Annotated in this window: 23 protein-coding genes; 8 read left to right on the forward strand and 15 right to left on the reverse strand. The window is 52.0% G+C overall.

What is annotated here, in order from left to right; translation table 11 throughout:
- Positions 1-104 precede the first annotated feature (104 nt).
- On the forward strand, positions 105-1,214 hold the full coding sequence (locus GOX75_RS12305; protein ID WP_171123234.1) for a hypothetical protein: 1,110 nt from the start codon (positions 105-107) through the stop codon (positions 1,212-1,214).
- 641 nt (positions 1,215-1,855) lie between these two features.
- Here GOX75_RS12305 and GOX75_RS12310 read toward each other — a convergent pair.
- From GOX75_RS12310 to GOX75_RS12320, 4 genes are all read right to left on the reverse strand, one after another.
- Positions 1,856-2,365 carry a hypothetical protein gene (locus GOX75_RS12310; RefSeq protein WP_171123496.1) on the reverse strand — a complete coding sequence of 170 codons (510 nt, stop codon included), beginning with the start codon at positions 2,363-2,365 and terminating at the stop codon, positions 1,856-1,858.
- A gap of 54 nt (positions 2,366-2,419) precedes the next feature.
- A complete protein-coding gene (locus GOX75_RS20360; protein WP_254428782.1) occupies positions 2,420-2,830 on the reverse strand; it encodes a hypothetical protein in 411 nt (136 codons plus the stop codon).
- Positions 2,831-2,842: 12 nt separating this feature from the next.
- A complete protein-coding gene (locus tag GOX75_RS20575) occupies positions 2,843-3,070 on the reverse strand; it encodes a DUF6538 domain-containing protein (RefSeq protein ID WP_371808171.1) in 228 nt (75 codons plus the stop codon).
- A 1,018-nt stretch (positions 3,071-4,088) separates the two neighbouring features.
- Positions 4,089-4,772, reverse strand: coding sequence for a hypothetical protein (locus GOX75_RS12320; protein WP_171123498.1), 684 nt, complete (start codon positions 4,770-4,772; stop codon positions 4,089-4,091).
- A 60-nt stretch (positions 4,773-4,832) separates the two neighbouring features.
- Here GOX75_RS12320 and GOX75_RS12325 point away from each other — a divergent pair, with 60 nt between their 5' ends.
- Positions 4,833-5,480: a hypothetical protein gene (locus GOX75_RS12325; RefSeq protein ID WP_171123500.1), complete on the forward strand. Its 648-nt coding sequence runs from the start codon at positions 4,833-4,835 to the stop codon at positions 5,478-5,480.
- A gap of 115 nt (positions 5,481-5,595) precedes the next feature.
- Here GOX75_RS12325 and GOX75_RS12330 read toward each other — a convergent pair whose 3' ends face one another.
- From GOX75_RS12330 to GOX75_RS12345, 4 genes are all read right to left on the reverse strand, one after another.
- Positions 5,596-6,444: a hypothetical protein gene (locus GOX75_RS12330; RefSeq protein ID WP_171123502.1), complete on the reverse strand. Its 849-nt coding sequence runs from the start codon at positions 6,442-6,444 to the stop codon at positions 5,596-5,598.
- 134 nt (positions 6,445-6,578) lie between these two features.
- Positions 6,579-7,705 (reverse strand): IS3 family transposase gene (locus GOX75_RS12335; protein ID WP_171123504.1). Its coding sequence is split into 2 segments (ribosomal slippage): positions 6,579-7,441 and positions 7,441-7,705, totalling 1,128 coding nucleotides; the frame shifts between segments, so codons are not numbered across the junction.
- A 220-nt stretch (positions 7,706-7,925) separates the two neighbouring features.
- Positions 7,926-8,939, reverse strand: a complete 1,014-nt coding sequence (locus GOX75_RS12340) for a hypothetical protein (protein WP_171123506.1) — start codon at positions 8,937-8,939, stop codon at positions 7,926-7,928.
- On the reverse strand, positions 8,936-9,610 hold the full coding sequence (locus GOX75_RS12345) for a hypothetical protein (protein WP_170778345.1): 675 nt from the start codon (positions 9,608-9,610) through the stop codon (positions 8,936-8,938). Before GOX75_RS12345 ends, GOX75_RS12340 begins: the two co-directional genes overlap by 4 nt.
- An 867-nt stretch (positions 9,611-10,477) precedes the next feature.
- Between GOX75_RS12345 and GOX75_RS12350 the strand changes: the two genes are divergently transcribed.
- Positions 10,478-12,064, forward strand: a complete 1,587-nt coding sequence (locus tag GOX75_RS12350; RefSeq protein ID WP_171123508.1) for a hypothetical protein — start codon at positions 10,478-10,480, stop codon at positions 12,062-12,064.
- 326 nt (positions 12,065-12,390) lie between these two features.
- On the opposite strand, the gene GOX75_RS20580 is transcribed toward GOX75_RS12350, so the two are convergent.
- The 4 genes from GOX75_RS20580 to GOX75_RS12370 form a co-directional block, all read right to left on the reverse strand.
- The gene (locus GOX75_RS20580; RefSeq protein ID WP_171123510.1) at positions 12,391-12,762 is read right to left on the reverse strand and encodes a cupin domain-containing protein; all 372 of its coding nucleotides are present in this window, start codon (positions 12,760-12,762) and stop codon (positions 12,391-12,393) included.
- Positions 12,763-12,919: 157 nt separating this feature from the next.
- Complete coding sequence (locus GOX75_RS12360; protein WP_371808176.1) at positions 12,920-13,210, reverse strand: thermonuclease family protein; 291 nt, start codon at positions 13,208-13,210, stop codon at positions 12,920-12,922.
- A gap of 128 nt (positions 13,211-13,338) precedes the next feature.
- Positions 13,339-14,118, reverse strand: coding sequence for a hypothetical protein (locus GOX75_RS12365; protein ID WP_171123514.1), 780 nt, complete (start codon positions 14,116-14,118; stop codon positions 13,339-13,341).
- A complete protein-coding gene (locus GOX75_RS12370; protein ID WP_152457318.1) occupies positions 14,118-15,398 on the reverse strand; it encodes a hypothetical protein in 1,281 nt (426 codons plus the stop codon). Before GOX75_RS12370 ends, GOX75_RS12365 begins: the two co-directional genes overlap by 1 nt.
- Before the next feature lie 391 nt (positions 15,399-15,789).
- Here GOX75_RS12370 and GOX75_RS12375 point away from each other — a divergent pair, with 391 nt between their 5' ends.
- From GOX75_RS12375 to GOX75_RS12390, 4 genes are all read left to right on the forward strand, one after another.
- Positions 15,790-16,410, forward strand: a complete 621-nt coding sequence (locus GOX75_RS12375; protein ID WP_171123516.1) for a thermonuclease family protein — start codon at positions 15,790-15,792, stop codon at positions 16,408-16,410.
- 253 nt (positions 16,411-16,663) lie between these two features.
- Positions 16,664-17,542 carry a helix-turn-helix transcriptional regulator gene (locus tag GOX75_RS12380; protein ID WP_171123518.1) on the forward strand — a complete coding sequence of 293 codons (879 nt, stop codon included), beginning with the start codon at positions 16,664-16,666 and terminating at the stop codon, positions 17,540-17,542.
- A gap of 358 nt (positions 17,543-17,900) precedes the next feature.
- Positions 17,901-18,395, forward strand: coding sequence for a single-stranded DNA-binding protein (gene ssb / locus GOX75_RS12385; protein ID WP_217354432.1), 495 nt, complete (start codon positions 17,901-17,903; stop codon positions 18,393-18,395).
- A 20-nt stretch (positions 18,396-18,415) separates the two neighbouring features.
- A complete protein-coding gene (locus tag GOX75_RS12390; RefSeq protein WP_141138502.1) occupies positions 18,416-18,595 on the forward strand; it encodes a hypothetical protein in 180 nt (59 codons plus the stop codon).
- Positions 18,596-18,598: 3 nt separating this feature from the next.
- Here GOX75_RS12390 and GOX75_RS12395 read toward each other — a convergent pair whose 3' ends face one another.
- From GOX75_RS12395 to GOX75_RS12405, 3 genes are all read right to left on the reverse strand, one after another.
- Positions 18,599-20,050, reverse strand: coding sequence for a DUF2779 domain-containing protein (locus GOX75_RS12395; RefSeq protein ID WP_171123519.1), 1,452 nt, complete (start codon positions 20,048-20,050; stop codon positions 18,599-18,601).
- Between the two features lie 238 nt (positions 20,051-20,288).
- A complete protein-coding gene (locus tag GOX75_RS12400; protein WP_171123521.1) occupies positions 20,289-20,543 on the reverse strand; it encodes a hypothetical protein in 255 nt (84 codons plus the stop codon).
- A gap of 39 nt (positions 20,544-20,582) precedes the next feature.
- Positions 20,583-22,382: an inositol monophosphatase family protein gene (locus GOX75_RS12405; RefSeq protein WP_171123523.1), complete on the reverse strand. Its 1,800-nt coding sequence runs from the start codon at positions 22,380-22,382 to the stop codon at positions 20,583-20,585.
- A gap of 108 nt (positions 22,383-22,490) precedes the next feature.
- Here GOX75_RS12405 and GOX75_RS12410 point away from each other — a divergent pair, with 108 nt between their 5' ends.
- Positions 22,491-23,111, forward strand: coding sequence for a recombinase family protein (locus tag GOX75_RS12410; RefSeq protein ID WP_171123525.1), 621 nt, complete (start codon positions 22,491-22,493; stop codon positions 23,109-23,111).
- Positions 23,112-23,128: the final 17 nt, after the last annotated feature.

Here is a 23,128-nt window from a genome sequence, read left to right on the forward strand (position 1 = left end):
CGACGTCACTCAAAATCGCGCTCGAGAGCGTAAAGCCTAAAAAAAACAAAGTGAACCGCTGATTAACAATCGGTTTCGCCTGTGTTCAGCCTACATCAGTTCAAATGAGAGCATCAGGTGATTCTGTTACGATTGACTACGTTTTTGAAAAGAGATTTGCACGAGAGCTCAAAATGAGAACCAAGACCGCCCGCCTTCTGAAAGCCACATCAATCGCAATTGCTCTTATGGGGTCTGTTGCAATCGTGGGTGTGATTTCCGTTCCAGATGCCGCCATCGCTAAAGAGGGCAAGGGCAATGGTGGCGGCAACGGTAACGGCGGCGGTAATGGTAACGGCGGCGGTAATGGGGGCGACAAAGGGAAAAGCGGCAGTAAAGGCGGCAGCTCCGAGAATGGTCGCAAGGGCCAAGGTGCAGCCGGGGCGAATAAGGGCAAGGGGTTTGGCCTTTCCGGCCGAGGTTTCGCCAAGACGAATGGCTCCGGCTCGAAGTCAGGAACAGGCAAAGGCTTTTCCCTAAAGAGCTTCTTTGAAGGCAACAAAACAACGAAAGCTGGCCGCAAAACCACTTCGACACAGTCGAAACCTGCCAAAAATGTAGAAGTAACCCATTCTATTCGCCCAACCGCCCGCACGACCGGGAATAAGGCCGCTGCCCTGTTGGCAGCCCACCCATCGGAGCTGGGCGCGCTAAACGCCGCGAATGCAAGCGAAACCGCGTTGCTGAACGCCTCACCAAACTCGCGCGTGGGGCGGATAGCTGCGTACCGTGATACGGTTCTTGCAGGCGAGGAACTGCGCGAAGACCTGCAGGAAGCCCAAGATTTCCTGGACGGCCTCGAGGTTCCGGATCGCTCCATCGAAAAGATCGAAGATGATCTGGAAACCGCTCTTTCCGAGGTACAGGAAAACAAGAACATCGTTGATGACCTCCAGAAGCAAGTGGACGAAACCGACGATCCAAGCGACGAGTTGCTGGGACAGTTGGAAACCGCACAAGGTGAATTGGACGAGTCAATTGAGGAGGCTCAGGACCTGAACGATGAGCTTCAGGCGGCCAATGAATACGAGGACGCGGTGGAAGAGGTCGATGATTTGACTGAGCAAGTTGAAGCACAACCTGAGCTAGAACGTGAAGCATTAGAGAACGCTGCTAACAAGCCTGTAACCGACGAAGTGGAGGCAACGGTCAAGGCCATGCTTGGCCTCGAATAAATTCTGAACTCCTTGCCCAAATACTCACGGAGGCAACGAGTGCCGGGCCAGCCTATACATCCACCTACATGAACTCAGGCTGGCCCGGATACCCGAACAAGAATTTTTACTGGAAGCGACTTCATTTTATCGAAGCCCGCATATTACTTACTCTAGAAGCGAAGAAAGCCCGCCCAAAATAGGGGCGGGCTTTCACTTTGCCGACCAAGTTTGCATTAGAGCATTGCGACGATCTGCGTTCGTACACACAAAAAATTACTCAATGGCCACTCGCGAGGTTCTAACGGAACTGAGGGCAATCAATGGGTTCTCATGAGAACGTGGTGCCCGGGGGCTGTGTTCTATTCCCGTTACAGGCACCTTCTTTTGGTCTCCCGTCAGCAAAACAAGGGGTATAGCTACAGCCAAGCCAAGGTCAACAGGCGCGTTGTGTACTACGGTTTGTACTACGGTAGCGCGGAGACCCCATGCATAGGCGGTTCCAGTGCGGTTCCCGGGGGCGTACTCACATTGAAGCCAAAAGGGGTCCCCGTAGATCGCTCCGGCTCCCCTCCAGCCCGCCAAGGGCAATGGGGGAGATTACAGGTGGTCGTATAGTGATATGACCTCTGATATTTGCGACCCCAAAACTAACCGTCATTTCAAGCAGCCACGGCAACGTCAGCGGTGACTTCACCTGTGGGAGGGTCCGGAACTTCGCCTCGCACCACTTCAGCAACTCCAGCACTCCATGAAGAGTTGCGACAGTATCGATCAGCAGCTTGCGAGATCGTGCAATAGCTGCGGCAACCGCGATAAAACAAGTGCTTCTTGTCTGGGTTCGGGAGGATCAAGTCTGGGTTGGTCAGGATTTTGCGAACCTGCGGGCAGCGCCCGCTTCTGGCAAGCTGAACGATTTCTTCGATGTAACCCAGACGTTGCCCGGGTGGCATTGTATAGAGTGTCTCTGCCATCCTATCGGCCAGTTCGAATATCTCATGTTGTTCTCGTCTGAGCGAGCGACTGTTAGCTGCGTTGGCTGGTCGCTGCTTTCGACGGTCCCGCTGTGAGCTGGCTTTGCGGCAGCTTGCCGAACAGAATTTCTTGTTGCTTCGGTAGAGGAAGTCATTGCCACACGCGGGGCATGAAACAAAAGATGGGGTGATAGACATGGATCGCCTTCTTTGCAGGTCCTCCGTCGGCGACGTCGTGCTACAAGCGCTGCATTAAAGGCATGAAAGACGACTAGGTTCACGATCTTCGACACCGGCACTTCTGTCGTAGTACACACCAGCGAATGGGTTGGTCAGTGTGATACCGGCTTCAGAAGCAGCGAAGTTGATGACTGATCTGACGGTCCCAAAGATGCGGGTGATACTGCTACCCGCTAATTCTCGCTTCACCAGCTCGTCGCGAAACGCATTGGCATCCGCCTTGGTATAGCTTCTGATGTCTTTGTCTCCGCAGACATCCAAGACATAGCCACACGATCGCTCAGCAGCCCTGTGGAAGGTGATTGGACGTCCTTGCCCCTTCAGCTGCAGATAGACTGACACGGCTTCTGAGAGCTTTACAGCGTCGACGCTGGCGCGATCGGTGCATGACATCGAAGACCCAAAGTCGACCGCAGCTCCCATCCTCAGAAGATGCTAGCCCGGCAGGTCTACGTCTTGGATACGTAGGTGATACCAGTGTTCATCAAGTTGCTGAGCTGCTCTTTGCGCTCGGGACTTTGCGACCGCTGCTGATCTTGTCCTCAGCGAGAAGGATATTTTTCCGGTGGTATAGTGGTGATCGAGGTCCTTCGGAACCCGTCGTGTGAAGTAGAAGACCCCTGCTTTCACAAATGAGAAGGGAACGGTTTTGTTCTCCAGCATGTACTACGCCCTTGGTCAGCTCCAGTTAAAGCTGAAGGGAAACAGTAGCTTACCTGTTGGGAATGGTGCCCGGGGGCGGAATCGAACCACCGACACGAGGATTTTCAATCCAATCACCTTGAATTCACCGTTCGTGCCCACACCCCATGATTTTCTGGCCGAAACACATGTAACACCCTAAATTTAATAAATTTTTAAGGAAACTTTTCTTTCTTAGATTACCTTGTTGTTGAAGAAAATTCGAGAAAATGCGGCCGCGTCAACTTTTTTGCAAGTGGTACAGAAGTGGTACAGATTATCAGTCCAACAATGCAAGTTGCTCCTCGCTAGTGGTTGCGAACAACAAGTTTCCGAAACTGCATCAAGTCACAACGGTCTTTCCCCAAAGGGGCTTTTCCCAAAAGCCGCGAAGGCGCAGAAAGCGGATGCCATCTGGTTTCTCCTTTGTGACAAGATACTTGGATAAATGAGTGGCACAATCCCGCGGCGGGATAATGTAGGCATTATGTCAAAGACAGCGAAAACTAGAGTGAATCGTAGTGCCATGATCCACTCGAAGTGGATGAGCCAACCACTTTGATTAATTCTTCTGTTATCGGTACGCTTTAGACGCGACGCTTCTCAAGCCACCCTTTTGATCCAGCATCGAGATTTGCATGCACACAATGATTCTGGATTCACTTTAATACCCCCAATAGCACCCCCAGATTCAATCACTTCAAATTTCAAGGACTTAGCGCAACAGTAAGATTCCGCTTTTGGGAATCCAACCAGAGCGCCTGGAATCGAAGCCCCGAGCAAGGCAGCTCAAATCAGATTGACCCCAACTTTGCTTCGGATATGGCGCCTGACCAGATTCGAGCGAAATGGTCGTTCAAAGGATCGAGCTTTACGTGAACTGCATTCTCAAGCTATCGCAAGCGGTCCTAGTGCGGCGCAAGTGTGGCAATAACCTCGTCAGAATGATCGCAGAGGCGGAGTGAAACTCTTTTCGTCCGAAACCGAACGAGAGCGAATTCTACTCACTAGGAGCCGGTCGGTCAGCGCACCAACCCAAGAAAAGATCGACATCGGATAGGTGTACCGGATCGGACAAAATACCAGGTCTCGCACACGGAGCACCTAACCATTCTGAGAACGCTTCAAAGTCTTCAAACCATGCGTGGCCCGGATCGAATGAATGTACAAGCATGATGGCTTTCGAGACGCCGAAATTTCTGGCTTCGAGCAGCGCCGAAGCAGACCTGTGCAGAAGTTGGTAGCGCAGATTCCCAATAGCGGTGAAATCACCGCCAAGAAGGTCGACAAGACCCTCCAATCGTACCTGACGGTTCGGAGTGCCGTTGTTCCAATCCGAAACCACGTCGCCGAGAGTTTCAGCGACTTTTCCCTCAACCCCCAAAATAAAGCTACCCCCCTCGGCTTTACAGAGGGCTAACAAGTCTGTTTGACTGGCTTTGCCGCGGCCAGGTATCTTGGTCTCGCGCTCAAAGTGCCCATCGACAAGCTTAGGATTTCTAAAATCTTTTTGCGTCTCAAGTACGTTTCGAACTTGGTTCGGTATACCATTGGCATCCATCCAACTGTGAGCCAATTCGTACGCAGAGCGCCCCTTTCGCCAGTGTTTTTCACCACCACCAAGAAATGGGATAATTTCTTCAGGCTTCGTTATAGTCGAGCCATTACAAAAGAATAAAGTCATGTGCCCATTTGGAATGTTGGTTGCCTTGCTTGGCAAGGGAAAATTTGACTAGGGTTATTTATGCCCAAAAGAGAAAATGCGTTGAAAGAAGCGCTTTCAAGCCAAGGCTCTGTTGAAAGGCGCAAACTGCGACGCCTAACCGAAGAAGACATCTATGGTTCGGCTTACTTCGAGGTTGCTATGGACTCTTATCGGAGACTGGGTGGCGTAAATGCGGATTTTCCAGTCAACCCGCGGGCGACTTGGGATATTGAATTTGAAGGCGTTGCAATCGAGCTCGATGAGCAGCTTCACTTCAACCGCTATCGTGCTCTGACCCTTTCGGAAGGTGTTTATGGTGAGCTAGAAAACTTTCCTTTAACCTCCTACCTTTCGTTCTGCTCGCGGTACGAAGAAGAATGCCTGTGCGCTGGCAAGCATGGAAAGAGATGGACCAACACGAGTTGCGAAAGGCAGTTTAGTGCCTCGCCACCCAGGGGCTGTTTGAATGGCGCAGGACCTGCAAGATGGCGGCAGCGTGCTTTCTACGACTTTCTGAAAGATGTCTCTACACTCATTATAGGATTTCCGGTTGTTCGACTGGCAATATGGGATGAAGTGGAACTCATTGGAAAAACTCGAACGGTAGATTGGATACTCCAAAACCCAAGCCAACAAGGAAACAAAGCGATATTGTCTCTAATTGAAAGCCGACTACCGACGGCATGAGCAGTCAATTTTTCGATCATTAAGCTTTTTGCGCAAACCTATCTGCTCCCATTAAACCGTTCCAAGATTAGTTCGATTTGGGCTTCGAAGATTCAGTTTTCGCGCGTGAAACATATTAAGACACGTTAAACGGAACTGTCGAAGACCCACTCATTCGGTTATGCGGAACTATTATGTGCGTGATCCCGAGACGAAGCGCTTCGTTCCTTAGCCTTATCGGCAGTTCAGTTTCTGTGATCAAAACGGCTTCAACCTTATCTTCCGCTTCCCTCTTTGTTGCTTCCAGCACGGCACGATACTTAACGCATTGATACACTCCTCGAGCCAAGTCAGCGTCGTTAGAGTCTCGAGATTTCACCTCGAGAGCGATGCTAGCGTTTGGCGCTATGAAAATTACGTCCAAACGATCTCCTGAAGGTAAAACGAACTCAGTGTCGGAACGAAGCAATTTAATACTCGGAAAGATTGCTGTTGGGTTATTCAAAACCCAAAGCCGTAAAGCGCGATGGTTCTCACCTTCACCTCTCCCCCCAAACGCAACACCATCTCGTTCGGACCCAACATTTTCTGCTAGAGTGATTGGATCGGCTTCCCCTTCATCGGCCAGCCACGCACGACCCTTCTCCGTTATGCAAAAATGACCGTCGGTCATCCTGACTAAATCGGATTGACATGAAACGCACATAACTTTGCGATCAGGGCGAAAATAGCCATCGGTAAGTGGTATACCAGTCATAGGGAATTTTTCGCCGCCAAGCGCGAAATATGCTTTGAGCAAGGCTTTCTTCCTGTCGTTCAACCCACTTTTTCTATCTCTGGATTCAAGCCACCATTCTCTCGCCGCGCATTCATTGAAGGGCTTTTTGCTTGTTGTTTTTGCTGAAGAAGGCTTACCGTTAATTTGAACACAGTAATCATCAATCAGAATTTTAGCTTCCGCACGCGAAAGTCTGTACTTGCTCATTGTTTTATTCCCCACCGACCTTCTTGAAGACTTCAAGTCTGGACTTCCCTTTGGCACATTGTGGAATAACACTTTCTGCCTATTCATTGTCCAAGTTTCTTGAGCAGCCTCATCTGACTGGTCCAAATTGATTGTTAGTGCATCGTCGGCCTGTAATCCATTGGGATGATGGTTTCAGGTGCTGGCGGGCGATAGCCCAGTGCACTGTGGGGCCGCTTTGTGTTGTAGTGTCTCCTCCATTGTTCGATCAGAATTTGAGCTTCGCGCAGGCTGTAGAAGACTTCACCGTTGAGTAGCTCATCCCTGAACCTGCCATTGAAACTTTCACAGTATCCGTTCTCCCACGGGCTCCCAGGTTCAATGTAAGCCGTCTGGGCGCCAACTGCGGCGATCCAGTCTCGGACGGCCTGGGCGACGAATTCTGGTCCATTGTCTGAGCGTATGAAGCAGGGTGCACCCCGCAGAATGAACAGATCCGTCAAGGCATCGATCACATCGACCGAGTTCAGCTTGCGCTTCACTCTAATCGCCAGGCACTCCCGGCTGTGCTCATCAAGGATGTTCAGCGTCCGAAAAGCTTTGCCATCATCAGTTCGACAATGAACGAAGTCATAGCTCCATACGTGATTGCGATACTCCGGCCTCAGCCGAACACACGAGCCATCGTTCAGCCAGAGCCGTCCTTTCTTCGGTTGTTTCACTGGCACTTTCAGCCCCTCTCGTCGCCAAAGCCGTTCAATTCGCCCATCACTGACAGACCATCCAGCCTCTCTCAGCAGCGCGGCGATCCTGCGATAGCCATATCGGCCGTATTGACGGGTCAACTCAATCATGTCGGCCACCAATCGGTCTTCGTCTGCGCGACCTCTTGGGACGCGCCGTTGCGTGGACCGGTGTTGTCCAAGCACTCGGCAGGCGCGTCTCTCGGAAACTTTCAGCTGGTTGCGAACATGGCCAATACAAGCACGACGACGAGCGGGGCTCAGTAGTTTCCCTTGGCCGCCTCCGTCAGGATCAGCTTGTCCAACGTCAGATCGGATACCGCACGTCGCAGTCGCTCATTCTCTTTCTGAAGCCGTTTCAGTTCTTTCAACTGATCTACGCCCATTCCGCCGTACTTCTTGCGCCAGCGGTAATAGGTTTGTTCAACAACGCCGATCTGCCTGATCGCATCAAGACGGGACATGCCTTGCCCCATTAGAACTTCAACCTGCCGTAACTTCGAGACAATCTCTTCGGGCTTCGGTCGCTTGTTTGCCATTCGTGGTCCTCCGTTTCCTAAACATAGCGGTGGACCAGTTCAGTTGGGGAGGCTCAACCTCAGCGAGAACTCCGAACGAAATACCCGTCACAATTGCGGTGAGTGGAACCGTCACGTTTTTCCGTTTCTCTGATATTGTTCGGATCCAGGCTCGCATCACCGAAACCAAGCTTGGCACGCCCCCCCGAAAAAACTGCGGGCACACTCAGCTTCTCAGGGATTAACCTGGCAAATAGAGCAAGGGGGCTTCAGTTTCCGTTTCCAACTCCTCGAGATATTGCCGCCCTGATGCTCCGCGCTCGATGAGTATAGATGCAAGTGATGCCTGACTTTCTGCCTGAATTGCAGACTGCCGTAGCCCTCCAACCAAGACTTGAGCTGCTGGTAGGGCCATATTTCGCATATCGCTCATCATTTCGACGTTCTCGGCGGATTGGGCACAAAGCCGTGCCAGGCGGTCAGCTGACAACGGCGCACTGAGTTGAGCAAATCGCTCGGCTTGTTTTCTGGCAATTTCACCAGCTACAGCCAGTTCATCTATGTGAAACAAAGCTTTAAAGCTTGCGTCGGAGCATAGCCTTATTGCTGCGGCCAGTGACCATAGCAAGTCCAAGTCTTCATTAGTCATGTCCTCGTGATTCTCGGATACGCGTGAAAAATGAGGCTGTAGCCGAGAAGCTGAACGTGAAAGGGAAATCTGAACCTCTTCAGCGACCCGGCTCGCATCTCGCCGGGCATGCAGAGTATCGACGGTTTCCAAGTCGGCCGTAATAACCGAAAAAATTCCCTGTATGTCGTCACTTCGCCGTTCAGCAGTGGCTAGGTCTATCCGTTCCTTCAGATCAACCAGATGCGCCTCAATGCCCTTAAGTCTGTGTAGCATCATTGCAAATCCGGCAACCGAAACGCCCAGGCCCAAGCCAGAGACTGCCAGCGTGCCGATCTGAAGGTTCTGCATCAGGCCCAACGAAGTTTGGATATTGGCGAGCCGAGACTTGATCTGCTCATTCTGAACCGCTGTGAGCACACCTAACGGGTTAAAGCCCTGGGATATAGTTGAGCTGACACCTTGAAGAGCGCTCCCAAGTATCTTTTCAAATGCACTGGTCGGCTGTACATGAGCCAAAACTTGGCCGGTTAATTTGTCTTTTATCAGGGCTCCCACAACTTTGGCTTGGCCGCCAGAAACTTGAGAGACAAATTTCTCGGGAATTTCGTAGAGAAGAGTATTCATTGTGGGTCCATGCTGTTGGCTGCCGCATTAATGGCCAGCGTTTGAATGTCTTCGAGAATTGTGCGTTGGTCCACAGGTGCGCCCAAGCCAAAAACTATCTCACCTGCGTGCGTGTGTGCACGAGCGCGTAGTGACTCCCTCCAATTCTCGACCGCGGTATCGAAAAGACTTCGACTTACTAGTGCGGTCGCGCCAAGCGCCACCGCGCCGACAGTGAAAAGAGGCCAACTGACATAAGAAACACCTACAATAGCCAAGACGCTGGTAGAAACAGTAGCAAATGAAACAACCGTTGGGATGGCGGCGATTGATGCCGCAGCCAAGCCCGCGCTCGCGAGAGCGGGTGCAATCGCTGCCAATCGGTCGTTTAGATCGGGGTCGCGCGTAAATTCAGGGGCAAGTTTTTCCTTTAGGTCACTCAATGCTTCTTCGGTGTGGGCGAGGGCTTTTTGGGCCTGCTCTTCCGCCCAAGTGCTACAGATTTCAGAAATTTCGTCACGGATTTTAAATTCGGACCATGCAAGATCAGTCGTGCCAGCTTCGTCGATCTTCGCGTCGATGGTTTTGAGCAGTTTAGGAAAGGCCGTTTCCGCCTGAAGCGTGATCTCTTCCAGCTGCGAGTCACGCCAATTTAGAAAATCCACTCGGGTGAAAAGATCGCTGCCTGTCATTGGGTGCTCAAATCAAATTGACGTGCGGTCCAAGGATGAAGCATTTTCGAAGATCTTTGAAGCCTCTGAATGTTGTTTTTCCGCTGGCCTGTTCAACAATCCTAAGTTTCCGCCACGGTTTCAACTTTTTTGGTGGACCAGAGCTCAGGTGGGAGCACTGAGAAGAGTTTAATCCACTTCAGTTTCTGAAGAAAACCTTATCATGCCGCATCTTACGGATGCCAGCTTGAATGTGCTGCCGCTCAAACCGGACGCAAAAAACAGACCAATCGGATGGGCCAAACGAACTTTACGATACAAGTCCACGGTGAAGATCCTCCCCCCCCCTCCCTCCTTCAAAAGAAAGGGCAAAGATGGACGACTTTTACGCCGCCCGCAGCAGGCTCATCCCAGCGCTACCGTGGTCGACTTTCTCACCGCCGTTCTCAGACATAGCGGTCGTAGTTCCGCTCACCTGTTAGCTCGCACTCGACTGCTTTGCCGCGAAGGTAGTTCACCATCCAACGTCGTGCATTGCGTCCTGCTAACGTTCCCAGTTCAGGTGCTTCCACTCCCTGAAGTCGCACAGGCGTACTATCCACAATTATCGTGTCTGCGTCGCGAACCTGGACGCCGCTGGCCGTGGCGGTGGTGGCAAAGAACGCCAAACACTGACGGCCTGGACTATCCTTTGCAGCGTACCTTCATCGACGCAACCCAAGCGCGAACCCCTCGACCGTAACAAAATGCGAACACCGCAGTACGGGTGTTATGTAAACAACCTTAAAGCTGAGTGATTGGTTACAAGCAGCTTGGCCGGTCGTGCCTTCATGCCAGAAATCGACAGCTGTTAACCAGTCTTTAACGACATAGGCCCTGGAGCATGAAATGCCCTTCACATCATTATTTGAAGGACAAATCATGCCGACAGAAGCGTGCGAAATTGACAGACGCATTGTAAATAGAGCCGAGAAGATGGCTGAAGCCGGATATAACGGCACATACACATTCAAAGACTACGGTAAGCTGGGCTTGTTGTTGCGCGTGCGAGGCCATCGCGCCGTCTGGCTTACAAAATACAAGCAAAGCACCAAAACCATCGGGCAACTTTACCCGCGCCCCACAGAACGGCCGATCACAAGCGTGAAAGCCGCCCGGGAGAGAGCGGCCAACGTGAGGTCTGTACTCATGTCTCAGCCAGACAAATTTGATGAGTACATGACACATCGAGATCAAGGGCACGATCACGAGGCAGCGGTGGTAAAACTGGTGGAAATTCCATCAGGATGGACCTTGCGGCAGTGCTTTGAAGCAACTCTGGAAGACAAGCAATCTCTAAATGGCAAAAAACAGATCAAGTCCTCAACCGTCAAAGATATCAGATCCATGATGTCACGCCCCACCTGGGGAAACATCTTGGACCAGGAAGTCACCCGCCTCACCCAGGGCGATCTTGAGAAAGTCAGGGATGACACCCGAAGAGCTCACGGTGTTTCCACCTCGCTTAAAGTCGTGACTTATACAAGAGAAGCTCTCACTTGGTGTGCCAGGGAGCACAACGGCGCAAGCTGTCTTGGAGAAGTAAACCGTTGGTGGCCCAACTTGTCATCGCCAGTGATTGTGAAACCCAAAACTCGGATGCCGGCGCTGGACAAAGCGGTGAGAACCCTATGGATCGCCGAGCAGTTTCTGAACCATCCATTGCCCAAACGCCAATGTAGGAAAAATGGGGTACACCCTTGGACACTTGCCGCCTTGTGGTGGGCCGTCCTGACCTGTCAAAGAACCGGAGCGGCGTTCTCGCCGCTGAAAAGCGACCTCCTGACGGACACCTTTGCGCCGGAGAAATGGCAACTGGCGTCCTGGGACGTGGAAAGGGTTAAAGGAAAGCAACGCGTCATCCTGCCTGTACCGAAACAAGCCCTTGACCACCTGAACAGGTTCTTGAGGATGTCCAAACATTACGATGGCTCCGCAGTGTTTCTGCCTTCCGCGCAAGACCTGACCAAAAACGTCACTGGGTCAGGGGCGTATCAAATCCTGTCCCGCCTGGCCGGCAGAGACCGAAACAAGCCCGAGACCGATAGACGGGTGAGCCCGAAAAGGGAGCCCTGGCCGGATTTGCTGACGGAAGAAGGGATCGACTGGTGGTCGCCACATGATATCAGGCGAACCCTTTCGGACTTTCTCAGCGACGCAGGATATCCCGGTGGCGCCTCAGCAGTTCTGACACATTCCATCAAAGATCCCGCGATCCTCGCTTTCAGCCAAAACGACCAGCGTGTTTTTGATCGAATGAGGCAAAGCCCGGCAAATGTAACCGAGAAGTCATATGGTGCGCATTCAGCTTACATGGAACTGAAGAAAGACTCGATGGAACTCTGGGTCAATGCCGTCTTGCAAACCTACGAGGAGCAGAAGCAAATTCCATGGAAAGGGACGTCTCTAAAGAAGATGCAGAAATCCCGAAAATAGAGACCACTTGACCTAAGAAACTCTTTCAGTGCTGTCGTATGGGTTGCAACGTGTCGCCCAGATCCAGTTTAAGAACCAAGTGTAACTCCCTTTGGCCATCGCGAGAGGAGCCTTGATTGAAGACCAAACCTGACCAGGTCAGTCGAGATGCATAACGGCGCGTTTCACAAAGGCCCGTTTGAAGGCTTTTTGTTTGAGTTGGTCCTAGAGATCCGTTGCTTTCTGCAAATTTCAACGTGAGAAGCGCCGCCAGCAAAAAGGGAAAACGCCAAAATTGGGGTAATCATTGGTCTGCTGGCGAAACTCGATCACATTCGATGTGCGCCTCAATACCCATCCGTTTTATGTCCGAAGAATACCTTTGTCACATCCTCGATAATGTGCCAGGTAACACGGCTTCCATCCCGAACGAAAAGACTGTCTCCCGGTTCAAGCACACTGACCTGACCGCTCTGCATATCAATCAAACGACAGCTCCCGGATAAGATAGTCATCAATTCATCCCCCTGTTCCGTGCACTCAAAAGAACCCTTTGTGCATCGCCAAATACCGGCACGGGTCGCATGTCCAGGACCTCCAGCATCCACACGACCTGAAGCACGTGGGTGGCCTTCCTTGATTTGATAGTCACTAAGAGGGTTATCGAAGGGCCAGTCATCTAGGTGCCCCACATCATCCCCGGGCTTGTATTCAAACATCTCTAAACCCAATCGTCCTCATGTCCTGCTCCGGATATCCAATGTAAGTTGCACTAGGTCGCGCACTTCGTTGTCGGTTAACAATGGTCTTGTTTGTCTGTGACAGTGGCGTTACGTGCTTCGGCCAAATGAGCGCTCCCCACGGCGCGCTTGCACATTACCGGCAATAACCGGCCCGCTTTAGACGCGACCTCGCCGCCGAGGTCTCCAATTGCCTGTAGCGCCCTTTCGAGTACCTCGCGCAATCCAGAGCATGCCCAGCCGCTATCACGGCCGCCCCAATGTCTTCCCCGTCCGCAAAACAAACACCGACCCAGCGATCATGCGTGCGCTCACCATTTAGTTTGCACTCTACGTCCTTGCCTCGAAGGAAATTTACCATCCAGCGTTTTGCGTCTTGACCAGAACGAGTGCCAAGTTCGGGCGCATCCACGCCGTTCAAGCGCACGGGAGTGCCATCGACAACAATTGTGTCTGCGTCACGTACTTGGAGACCACCCGCAGTGGCAGTCGTAGCGAACAGCGCCGCGGCAATGGTTAGCTTCTTGAACAAGGCAAAGTCCTCGGTGTCTGGTGTTAATCGATTATTTGGGTTGCTATGCGGGTATCTACGAGTTCATCCTCGACAAGCGCATAGATCTCCTCCGGAGGAGTATTCAGCGAATACAACATGAGCGCCGGTTCCACACCCATGTCGATGAGATGCTGCATAGTTTCTCCTTGCCCTTTTTGGATACCCTCGACGGCGAAAACGACTGGAATCAGGCGGGGCTGCTCGTAGTAGTGTTGGTGCATACCCACAAGGCCGCGCAGCGAGACAATGCGATCTTCTCCGCCTGCTAGGATGTAAGGGCATGAGGACACGCACATCGCGCCAGCGAGAACGGCAGAAGCCAGCTCAGCCTCTCTAACTTTCTTACCGATGGACAATGCCTCTGAAACCACTCCTCCCGGGCTGTGAAGAGCTACCAGGTCAGGCTTCTCCTGCATGTCCGACAAGTACGAAGCGAAGCGAGACGAGTCATCCACCTCTATCTGACCGCTGAGTAGAAGTACCCTCCCCAGTCCTTCGACTTCCTGAACCGTGAAGTCCAATCGGCTTGGAAATGCTTCAGGTACGGGGACGTCTAGTGGCCCGTCTTGAGGCACAAGCGATGGATCACTGCGGTCAGTGCGATACTCTCGACGTTGATCGCCGGGGGTTATCGGACCAGTCGGGAGTTGAACACGCTTCTTGAACGGGCTTGGTATTACACCAAGAACGTCCGACGCTATCAGAACGCCTGCAATAGCAAGCTGTAGGATGAGAACGTAGCGCAGCCCTGAACGAGGATCGAGACGACTTAACAGGCTCATCACGTTTCATCTTTTTGTGGAGTGGCGCGGTTGAGGATAGCTGCGTCTGCCACGCCCATAGTCGCCTCTACGTCCTTCATGGCGTTCATTGCCGCTCTAAGGTCAGAAAGCGTCAGAGTATCCTCAATGCTCATGCCGTCCTTACCACTGCGGATTGCGGCTTGAGTGATAGCCAGCACAAACACCAACACGGCGGGCAACAAGTCGATGGCTATGGCTCCAGCCCAAGAAGGTACGAAGTTGTGCGCGTACTTGATTACTGCATCGGCGCTGGAAATCGGGTTATATGCCGTCTCGATGGGCGGCTCCATGTCCAATACCTCGTCAGCGGCGTTCTTGAGTGTCTTGCTGCGCTGGTCCAGCGCATTCAAAACGGAGTTGATTGTGGACGATTGCGCGTCTCGCACGTCGGAACTGCGCCCATCAAGCTCTGGAAGTACGACCGAGGATGGCAGGTCCTCAGCAGCACGAGCAACAAGTGGTGCTACGCTGTACTGGTTGAGGCGCGAGATAACACCCGCCAGCTTCACGCTTTCCTCGGAAAACTGAACCGAACGGCGATCCACTGGACCGGGGGCTACAGTAAGCTCGCGCATCTTTGCGAGGATTTCGTTGCCTTGTTGGAAGGCTTCCTCGATAGGTTCTTGCTGCGCCGCGATCTGCTCTTCAAGGTTCCGCAACTCCTCAGCTTTTTGTGTCAGAACACGAAACACGGCACCCCGACCGGCGGTGCCTGAGAGGTCTCCGGACTGCTCGAGTTCCGCCAGTTCTTCAAAACTCTGGCGGGCGCGTTCCACTTCGCGACCCAACGCTTGACCGCTGAGGGCTATGTCGTGGGCTTGCTCGAGAGCAGCTTGGTAGTCACGAACAGTATTCTCCAAGTGTTGTTCGACTGCCGCCGAGCCTGCGAGTGCGGCTGCGTTCAGCCAGCTAGACATGGCGATAATTGCGACAGAGCCAACAATCGTGGAGATCGTCAAACCAATGAAGCCACTAGCCGTACGCATTGAAGGCAGCAGACGGAGCATGTAGCTCCAAAACACGAAGATGCCCACAGAGACAGCGATTGAGTACGCGACCGCAGCGAAGAAAGAAACCGCACCGTTGTCTTCGAGCAATGAGGACACGCCGAGATAGGTGTAGATACCAGATGCGATGGCTAGGACACCCAAGGCTGCGGGGGTAAACGTGTCCAACCACGCAAGATGACCTTCTAGTTCTTTTGCGGTCCTAAGTCCCTTAGCTTCCTCAGCCGTCAAGCGATCCTTGTTCTCCGTCATACTACAACAGGCTCCACACTCATCACGCGATAGTTCGTCACTTAATCATTTATTAAGACTTTTCACCCTGGGTTGCACATCTGGACGATACGAATTGATTGCTTTTGCGAAGCTGCCACTCTTCTGCGATTTTCTGCCAAACTGCGCCGCCAGCTCTAGAAGACGAGAAAAACATCAACCAATTGAAATTCCGATAGCCATTCAGGGAGTGGCAATGAGCATGGATCATATGCCTCGTTGTCACACGCGTGAATTCGCTCAGCGGGGTAAATCCGTCACATCTCCCTGCGTGAATATGATGTGTCCCTAGCGTATCAACCCGAACGTGTGCTTGGTTCGATCCTGATCCAGAGCAAAAATTTGATTGACCTAACTCTTGGAGACCTAGCTCATGGAAATCTTGATAGTTTTGGGTTTGGTTTTGGCTGTTGCAGTGTATTTGGCAATTCGCAGTAACAGGCCAGGCGATACAACTACTTCGTCGAGTCAGTCAGGTGTGAATGAGAAACCTAGATTGACCACGAACCAACGGCAGCGCACAACGCCGCCACAGAGTTTTGATCCAGACCATACGCTACCGAAACCCGACGTCACGATACTGGCGGGTTCAGCGTACGTTGTAGATGGCGATACATTGGTCATTAAGAAAACACAGGTCCGTCTGTTTGGTGTCGATGCTCCCGAGATGAACCACCCCTATGGCAAGAAGGCAAAATGGGCGCTCGTTTCGCTCTGCAAGGGTCAAAAAATTAGGGCGGAAGTGACCGAGCAAGATACCCACGGACGGACTGTTGCAAAGTGCTACCTCGAGGATGGCCGTGATCTATCCGCAGAAATGGTCAAACTCGGCCTAGCGATAGATTGGCCAAAATTCTCAGGCGGAAAGTATCGATCAATGGAAATGCCTGATGCCCGAAAGAAGCTGTGGCTGGCAAATGCACGGCAAAATGGACACATGGGTCTGTGGAAGCAATATGAAGCAAAGCAAATGGCTCGGAAGATGAACGATTGAAACTATCTGCCAGCAAACCTTAACGCACAGCGGTCACGGCACAGAATCACCGGATGCAAGCTTTTCATTGGTTCTCTGCTTAACAAAGCTGGCAGCATCGCGCGATCTAAATTTGCCCTATTTTGCGTCCTATTTTCCCCGAATTAATGCAAGTGGCATAGCTTAGACGACAAAATAGGGCAAAATAGTGCCATCTTGATACACCAGGATATGCCCTTCATTATATGTCCAATAGGTAAGCAAAGGACAATGTATGGCACTCGATCACAAGCTGCTGAAAGAAACACTAAAGAGCAGAAAACTCACGCAGTCTCTAATTGAAGACTGGACTGGGAAAAATATCCGAACTGTCAGGAGGTGGTTGTCTGGGCAGAACCAACCTGGAGAAGAAGACATCAGGACAATTGCGTCCAAACTAAATATCGAACCCGAAAAACTCGACCCTCGGCTGGAAGAGCAAAGTGCTGGTAAGATTCAAGTGAGCGCCAGGCTGTCTGTGGCTTCCCACAATGCTTATCAAATATTGAAGAACCGTTACGGCGTAAGCCAGACGGAAGTAATCGAGTTGGCACCCATAATGTTCGCGGCAATCGCAAAGTTTTCTGACACGCTTGCAAGGCAAGAGGCCAGCGAACTCGAGAAGGTGAGCCAACGCTACCCGATTGATCCAAGTTCTGTACAACATGTCGTGGTTGAACTGGCGTTTGCAGAAAGCGGACTGATATTTGGAACGGACAGTGAAACCGGCGACTACTTAGACTGCATTGGAGTTGGTAACCCGTTCGCGAATTGCATTGACTATTTGGCAGGTGGTTCGTCTAGAACTCGGGTTACTCCTCTGGGTGAATGTCCTGGAAGCAAAGACTTTGTTGTCGACGAAACCGCTCTCCTTGAATTGACCAGCGGAGACAAAGAGCTCGCGACTGCAATAGCAGACGGTAAGATTAGGCTCGATTTGATGCACAAAGATTTGTGGAACGAGAACCGCACCGATGAAAGGTTAAAGTGGCTGAAGGACAACTTGCCGCCCAAGGCCGACATGAAGAAATTCATTGAGCGTTTTAAAGACAGGGACCCAAAAGCAGCGGCAACATTCGAGAATTTGCTGTTTGAGGAAGGGGATGAAGGATGAACCACTCACGCTCAAATCCAATTGCCCTCACAAAACACGCAAAACAACGTGCTGCTCAACGCTGTATAACAAGCAAAGCGCTTTTGTTGCTGCTCAACTTCGGGGACGAATCTGACACACGTGACGGCTGTTATAGCTACAGGCTGAGCAGAAAAGTGGCGAGAGAATTGGTTGCGGAAATGGCAGACCAAGCTGTCCTTGATGAAGCATGCAAGCTGCGAGTGATCGTGTCACCATCCGGGGACGTAGTCACTTGCTACCATTGTTCTGAGCGCACGCTGCGCGCGCACAAGCGTCGTAGCAGGGTGGCCAAGCGCAAGCGAAACTTGCGCTAAGCCCAAAACCTACAACGAATTCAATGAAATACTTCAAGGGCGGCGCTCTGCGTGGTCAGGAGACAGGTATGTTCCGGGAGGAAAAAATGTCATCAAGTAACAAAGCAATTCTTATCGGAAATCTGGGTGCAAAGCCTGAGGTCAAGATCTTCGAAAATGGCGAATCCATTTGTCGGTTTTCGCTCGCCACGAATTCAAGCTGGAAAGACAAGAAAACCAACACGTGGCGAGAGCTGACGCAGTGGCATCAAATCGTTCTACGAGACGAATACCTGGTGGACCTAGCCAAACGGCGGCTAACCAAAGGTACGAAAGTGTATGTCGAGGGAGCGATTGAGACGCGTACCTGGGAAAATCTTGAAGGTCAGACCGTGCACACCGTCGAGATAGTTCTCCGAAAATTTCGAGGCGAGATGAAAGTGCTGAGCGGAGGTATTCATCAATCGGACCTAGTGAGCGGCTGGCCTAAGCCCGCTGACTCACCAATGCGTAACCTGGATGACGACATCCCTTTCTAAGTTCTAACAGGTGGAGAACAATGGCTAAACTGACCCAAACGGAAAAACAGGCTATTGCAGAATACGAAGCAAGCCATGAGGTGAAAAAACTACCAGACGGAGAAGCGGACTGCGCCAAAGCATTGAGAAAATGGAGAGTTTGGCCGCTTGGTGGAGGATGCGTACCATCTTACAGAGAGGAAATAAACGATTGTCACTAAACCTCACATCGCCAGCAATTCCCGATGAATTGCGACCATTGCCCAGGTGTCGCGCGTGCAATAGGCCACAAGATCAGAATAGACCTTCTCGCGCGCTGGATCGTCCGGTTGGGTCAGTGTCACTCCCTTCCAAAGACGAGACGCGCTTGCCCCCTCTTTGATATCCAGATCATCGTATGAAAGTTCTGGCAAAAACGCAGGAAGAACGGCCTTGATAGAGGCGCTTCCCTTGAGCGCGGGATCGTTGATCACTTCATCCGCAAACGGCTTCATCAAATCTACAACACGAGCATTTAGGCCTTCCAGAAACTCAGCGTGCTCTGGATAAGTTTCCGCCATTTCCGTATTGCGCGATTTTTCGAACGGCGCATACCAAACCACAACGGAGCCAACGTCACCCATGTCCTCACGAAGTCTTTTAAGCAAGGCTGGCATCGGATTACTGGAGGCGCGGTGGAGATATTCCCTGTGCTCGATTTCTCCGCCAGGCTCATGCTGGATATGCAAGGAATACTGGAAAGCCACTTGCTGATAGGGACGCGTTCCGTCCCAGGGTGGCAGCAAACTCTGAGAAGTCTCGTAGTCAAAATAATAAACCGGATAGACAATCTCGCTCAGAAACCTGCTTAACTCCTGATGATCGATAGTGCGTGCACCGTTCGCCACTGCTCTCAAGTAGCGTTGCGTCGACTTGCCCAACACAGATGGATCACTGATCTCGTCAATCTTTGTGATCCCGTCTGCGATGAGTTCGGAGGCTTTTTCCGCGTTCATGAACGGAAGGCGGTGGATGCTGTCCGGCGCGATTGGAGGGTCTAGCTTCTCGCGGATCTCCAGCCATTCACTATAGGATTTAAGGCGCGCACGTTCGGGGGACGGATCAGGCATCGTACCGCTGGCAACGACGCTCAATGCCTGATCGATACGCGTGCGTGTTTTTTCGAGCTGCTCAGTCACAGCATCCGTGATGTCAGTGATGCCAACAAGCTCTTGCGGATTGATTTCGCCGTTTCTGACGTAATCACGGTTCACATGTGCCACTTCGCAGCGCGCAATGGGGAACCCGGCCGCCTCAAGCACCACACGCTGGAATGCGAGATCAAACGCATGTTCGGGCTTTGCAGAAGTCCCGCTCTTGATCTCTGTCAGAACGTACCCATCGTCACTGCGGCTCACGATGTCGGAGATGCAAGTTAAGGTTCCATCTTCAAAGCGTCCCTGCGCCACGGCGTTCGCACCATCTCTCCAAGCATCCAGAGTACGCGCGGGCAGAGCCTGGTATTCTGAAAAATCTGAAAAACCGAGGCGAACGAGATCACCAAATAGCTCCTCTGCATAAGGCTCAAACGCGTGCCCCTCGTCAAAGCGTGCTTGCAATGAGGGGTCAATTGGCGGCAACAGATGCCTGGCGTGTTTTTTGATCCATAGCCAGGCGGGGTGCCTGAGAAACATCATGTAATCTGATTTGGATAGCATCGTATTATTTGCATTCCAGAGTGGGCCCTACAGGTAAACGAACACCATAACCCTCATTTGTCTACGCCTGGCTTTTCGGAGCGATACCGCGACCACGTTCGTTCCTGAAGGAAATAGCACTCAATCACACCAACGACCGACCGAAGTTCCTCCTAACTTTCGAGACGGCTACGCATTACAGCGGAAAACAGTGATTTCTTTAGACTGCAAAAAGCCGTCAGTGGGTTGCGACGCGCGCGTGGTGTTCGGGAAAGGCACTCTTAAATGCAGCATCCATTAGGAGGCGCGCCTTGTCTTTCTCAATAGACTGCGCCGCCATCTCCCTGATCAAACCCTGTGTGGTGAGAAACACTGCTTCGCTCAAACCAATGTTATTTGTTTTTGCGGCCAAAATGGCCGCTTCGATATATCCATCAATTTTGATTTTCAGCAGAGTCTGGCGCTGCTTGTTCAAGTTTTTGAAGTCGTTCATCGATCAATCCTCCAACTTTTGCTCAATTTCGATTTGCAATCAAATTGCATCTTGGTTGGCCGCCGCGCCTGCAACTAACAGCGCCTCAGCAAGGTCTAGTGCATCGTCCGGCCAATAGGTTTTGGCTCGTGGGTGATGGATGTCATCCGCTATAACTGGTCGACAGGTCAAAACGGCATTTCGCCATTGCAACGGTACGGCATCGCGTCCCTGCAACGCTCCGACAAGAGCACCGCAAATTGCAGCATTTGTATCGGTGTCTCCGCCACAAGCGACAGTTCCAACCACCGCATCCCGAAGCGATTGCTCGGCCATCAAGCAATAGAATGCGTTCTGAAACGCCGTGAGTACCCAACCCATTTGATGCTGGAACTCGGTGGGACGTTTCGTTCGTGCTGCCAGAAGCCGGCCGCGTACAATAGCCGCGCCTTCATCTTGACCCGCATTGGCATAAGCGGACGACCACATGTCTTCCTTGCTCCCTCCAGCCACTCCCGTAGATACCGCCGCAGCAAAGGCAGCATTGGCAGCAACGGTCACCTCATTCGGATGGGTGAGAGAAGCGTCTTGGCGTGCGATCTCTGCGGCCAGCGCAGGCGTTCCGCTTGCAAAGACCCCTATAGGGCTCACACGCATCAATGCCCCGTTTGCTTGGCTATCTGAGGCGACGGGGTCACCTTGTGCCAGCGCAGATATTGCACTGCTGGTTGTCATTCCAATGTCGAAGGGTCGGGACGTCCGCCATTCGACATAAGCATTCGCCACGTGATCTCTGTCGAAACGATCCATTGCGCACAGGCTCCGGGCCAGTGCCAAAGCCATTTCACTGTCATCTGTGGGTTGGCCAGCAATCAGGTTCCAAGTGCCGCCATCCTGAAGACTGTCGACACCACCCGGATGCCTGCGGGCAATCGTTTCTGCCTCCTGAAATTCCACGAATGACCCCAACGCATCGCCTGCCAATTGTCCCAACAAGACACCATGTGCACGCGAGAGGCTAACGGGCAGATTTGTGCGTTTGCAGGGAACGGCAGGGCAGCGGGCGGATTTCGGGTGCGCGGTCATTTGGGCACCGGACAATCCGCGTACCAAAGCTTCCGCGCCTGCGACAACACCATCGAAGGAGGTTTGACTGTAGTCGATAGGACTTCCGTTCCTCTGTGCGATGACCTTGCCAGCACCAATTATCAGGGCGTGTCCACCAGCAATATCCCAAGAAGACAACCCACCTACCAAACTCATGGCAGCGTCGAGCTCCCCTACAGCGGCGAGCGCCAATCTGTAGGCGGGGCTAGGCAGTGTGCGCACACGGAGCCCTTTGAGGCTAACGTGGTTGGCCAGGGCAAAATCTGCTGCGTCTGCATTTAGTCCAACAATTGGCTTATCTTGGGAACCGGACGGATTGATAACCTTTCCATTGCGTTTCAGGTTGCCTCCTTTTGCCCACGTGATCAGATCGCCCGCATCGTCCGGAGCTGTGGGTGCATACACCACGCCCAGTATGGGCGTATTGTTTTCAAGCAGCGCCACGGACACAGCGGACCCGCGCAAGCCCTTCATAAAGTCCGCCGTCCCGTCATGAGGATCAATCACCCATGTCAGAGACCCGCCGATCAACGAGCTTTCAGTCTCTTCTCCAAGCCAGCTTGCCGGCTGAAGGCGCATCAGATTTGTTTTCAAAAAGGCTTCTACTTCGGCGTCGACGATGGCCTTGTGAAGGGTTCCGCGCGGCCCCTCTGGTCGATGAAACTCGGCTCGGATCATTGCACCGGCCGTTTTTACCAATTGGATGATTGCTGGCAGTTTTTTAGAAATCGGGTTTTTGGTCTTATTGATCATTGAAGGTTCTCCGTGGATTCTTTCGATTGACGCCAACTTAACCAACCGTCAGACCTGAATTTGGATCCCTCGGGATTTTGCGGAATTCGAACTAAGGGAGTGTAACGCTTGGAAAACGCTGTAGGTTTCTATTGGACACTACCTGTTACTTGGGCGCATTTTGTAGAACTACCGAAAGATATGGAAGCTGCGGCCACTGTCAGCAAAACTATTCGCTATCAGATGGAACTGATCAGACGATACGCGAAAAACCATGACTACAATCTCATACATGAAGAGATTTTTCTCGAAATCGAACCTGACAGGGGCAGCGTACATATCCAATCAGCTCTGGACTTCATTGAGCGCACGTGTCGAACCAGTAGTGCAACCATTCTAGTCGTCGATTTTTCAGTTGTGCAGAACTGGCGTCGGAATGGGTACATGGACGAATGGTTTGAAAACACTGACATGCCATTTATTCGCATCCCACCTGATCCGCTCCTGTCTGCTGAATGGACTTTCGATCCCGGCCAGCATTTTGGCGATTGGCGCAAGCGGCACTCGGACTGGATGAACTCCAAGCGTGAACGAGAAGCGTTTGCATTGCGTCGAAGTTTAAAGCTTCAGGAAACCGGTCTGAGCGTGAACGCAATAGCCGAACAATTGAACATGGAAAAAACTCCCTCACCAACAGGGAAACCATGGCGTGAGAGCAATCTCAGAGCCTTCATGAAAAAGCACAAATGAGGTTGCTCCCGTTCTTC

The sequence above is a fragment of the Ruegeria sp. HKCCD7251 genome (assembly GCF_013031165.1).
Lineage (GTDB): Bacteria > Pseudomonadota > Alphaproteobacteria > Rhodobacterales > Rhodobacteraceae > Ruegeria.

Coding starts and splice junctions, on each gene's coding strand:
- GOX75_RS12305 (WP_171123234.1), top strand. CDS start 105: ATGAGAGCATCAGGTGATTCTGTTACGATTGACTACGTTTTTGAAAAG.
- GOX75_RS12310 (WP_171123496.1), bottom strand. CDS start 2,365: ATGTCTATCACCCCATCTTTTGTTTCATGCCCCGCGTGTGGCAATGAC.
- GOX75_RS20360 (WP_254428782.1), bottom strand. CDS start 2,830: ATGGGAGCTGCGGTCGACTTTGGGTCTTCGATGTCATGCACCGATCGC.
- GOX75_RS20575 (WP_371808171.1), bottom strand. CDS start 3,070: ATGCTGGAGAACAAAACCGTTCCCTTCTCATTTGTGAAAGCAGGGGTC.
- GOX75_RS12320 (WP_171123498.1), bottom strand. CDS start 4,772: ATGACTTTATTCTTTTGTAATGGCTCGACTATAACGAAGCCTGAAGAA.
- GOX75_RS12325 (WP_171123500.1), top strand. CDS start 4,833: ATGCCCAAAAGAGAAAATGCGTTGAAAGAAGCGCTTTCAAGCCAAGGC.
- GOX75_RS12330 (WP_171123502.1), bottom strand. CDS start 6,444: ATGAGCAAGTACAGACTTTCGCGTGCGGAAGCTAAAATTCTGATTGAT.
- GOX75_RS12340 (WP_171123506.1), bottom strand. CDS start 8,939: ATGAATACTCTTCTCTACGAAATTCCCGAGAAATTTGTCTCTCAAGTT.
- GOX75_RS12345 (WP_170778345.1), bottom strand. CDS start 9,610: ATGACAGGCAGCGATCTTTTCACCCGAGTGGATTTTCTAAATTGGCGT.
- GOX75_RS12350 (WP_171123508.1), top strand. CDS start 10,478: ATGCCCTTCACATCATTATTTGAAGGACAAATCATGCCGACAGAAGCG.
- GOX75_RS20580 (WP_171123510.1), bottom strand. CDS start 12,762: ATGTTTGAATACAAGCCCGGGGATGATGTGGGGCACCTAGATGACTGG.
- GOX75_RS12365 (WP_171123514.1), bottom strand. CDS start 14,118: ATGAGCCTGTTAAGTCGTCTCGATCCTCGTTCAGGGCTGCGCTACGTT.
- GOX75_RS12370 (WP_152457318.1), bottom strand. CDS start 15,398: ATGACGGAGAACAAGGATCGCTTGACGGCTGAGGAAGCTAAGGGACTT.
- GOX75_RS12375 (WP_171123516.1), top strand. CDS start 15,790: ATGGAAATCTTGATAGTTTTGGGTTTGGTTTTGGCTGTTGCAGTGTAT.
- GOX75_RS12380 (WP_171123518.1), top strand. CDS start 16,664: ATGGCACTCGATCACAAGCTGCTGAAAGAAACACTAAAGAGCAGAAAA.
- ssb (WP_217354432.1), top strand. CDS start 17,901: ATGAAATACTTCAAGGGCGGCGCTCTGCGTGGTCAGGAGACAGGTATG.
- GOX75_RS12390 (WP_141138502.1), top strand. CDS start 18,416: ATGGCTAAACTGACCCAAACGGAAAAACAGGCTATTGCAGAATACGAA.
- GOX75_RS12395 (WP_171123519.1), bottom strand. CDS start 20,050: ATGATGTTTCTCAGGCACCCCGCCTGGCTATGGATCAAAAAACACGCC.
- GOX75_RS12400 (WP_171123521.1), bottom strand. CDS start 20,543: ATGAACGACTTCAAAAACTTGAACAAGCAGCGCCAGACTCTGCTGAAA.
- GOX75_RS12405 (WP_171123523.1), bottom strand. CDS start 22,382: ATGATCAATAAGACCAAAAACCCGATTTCTAAAAAACTGCCAGCAATC.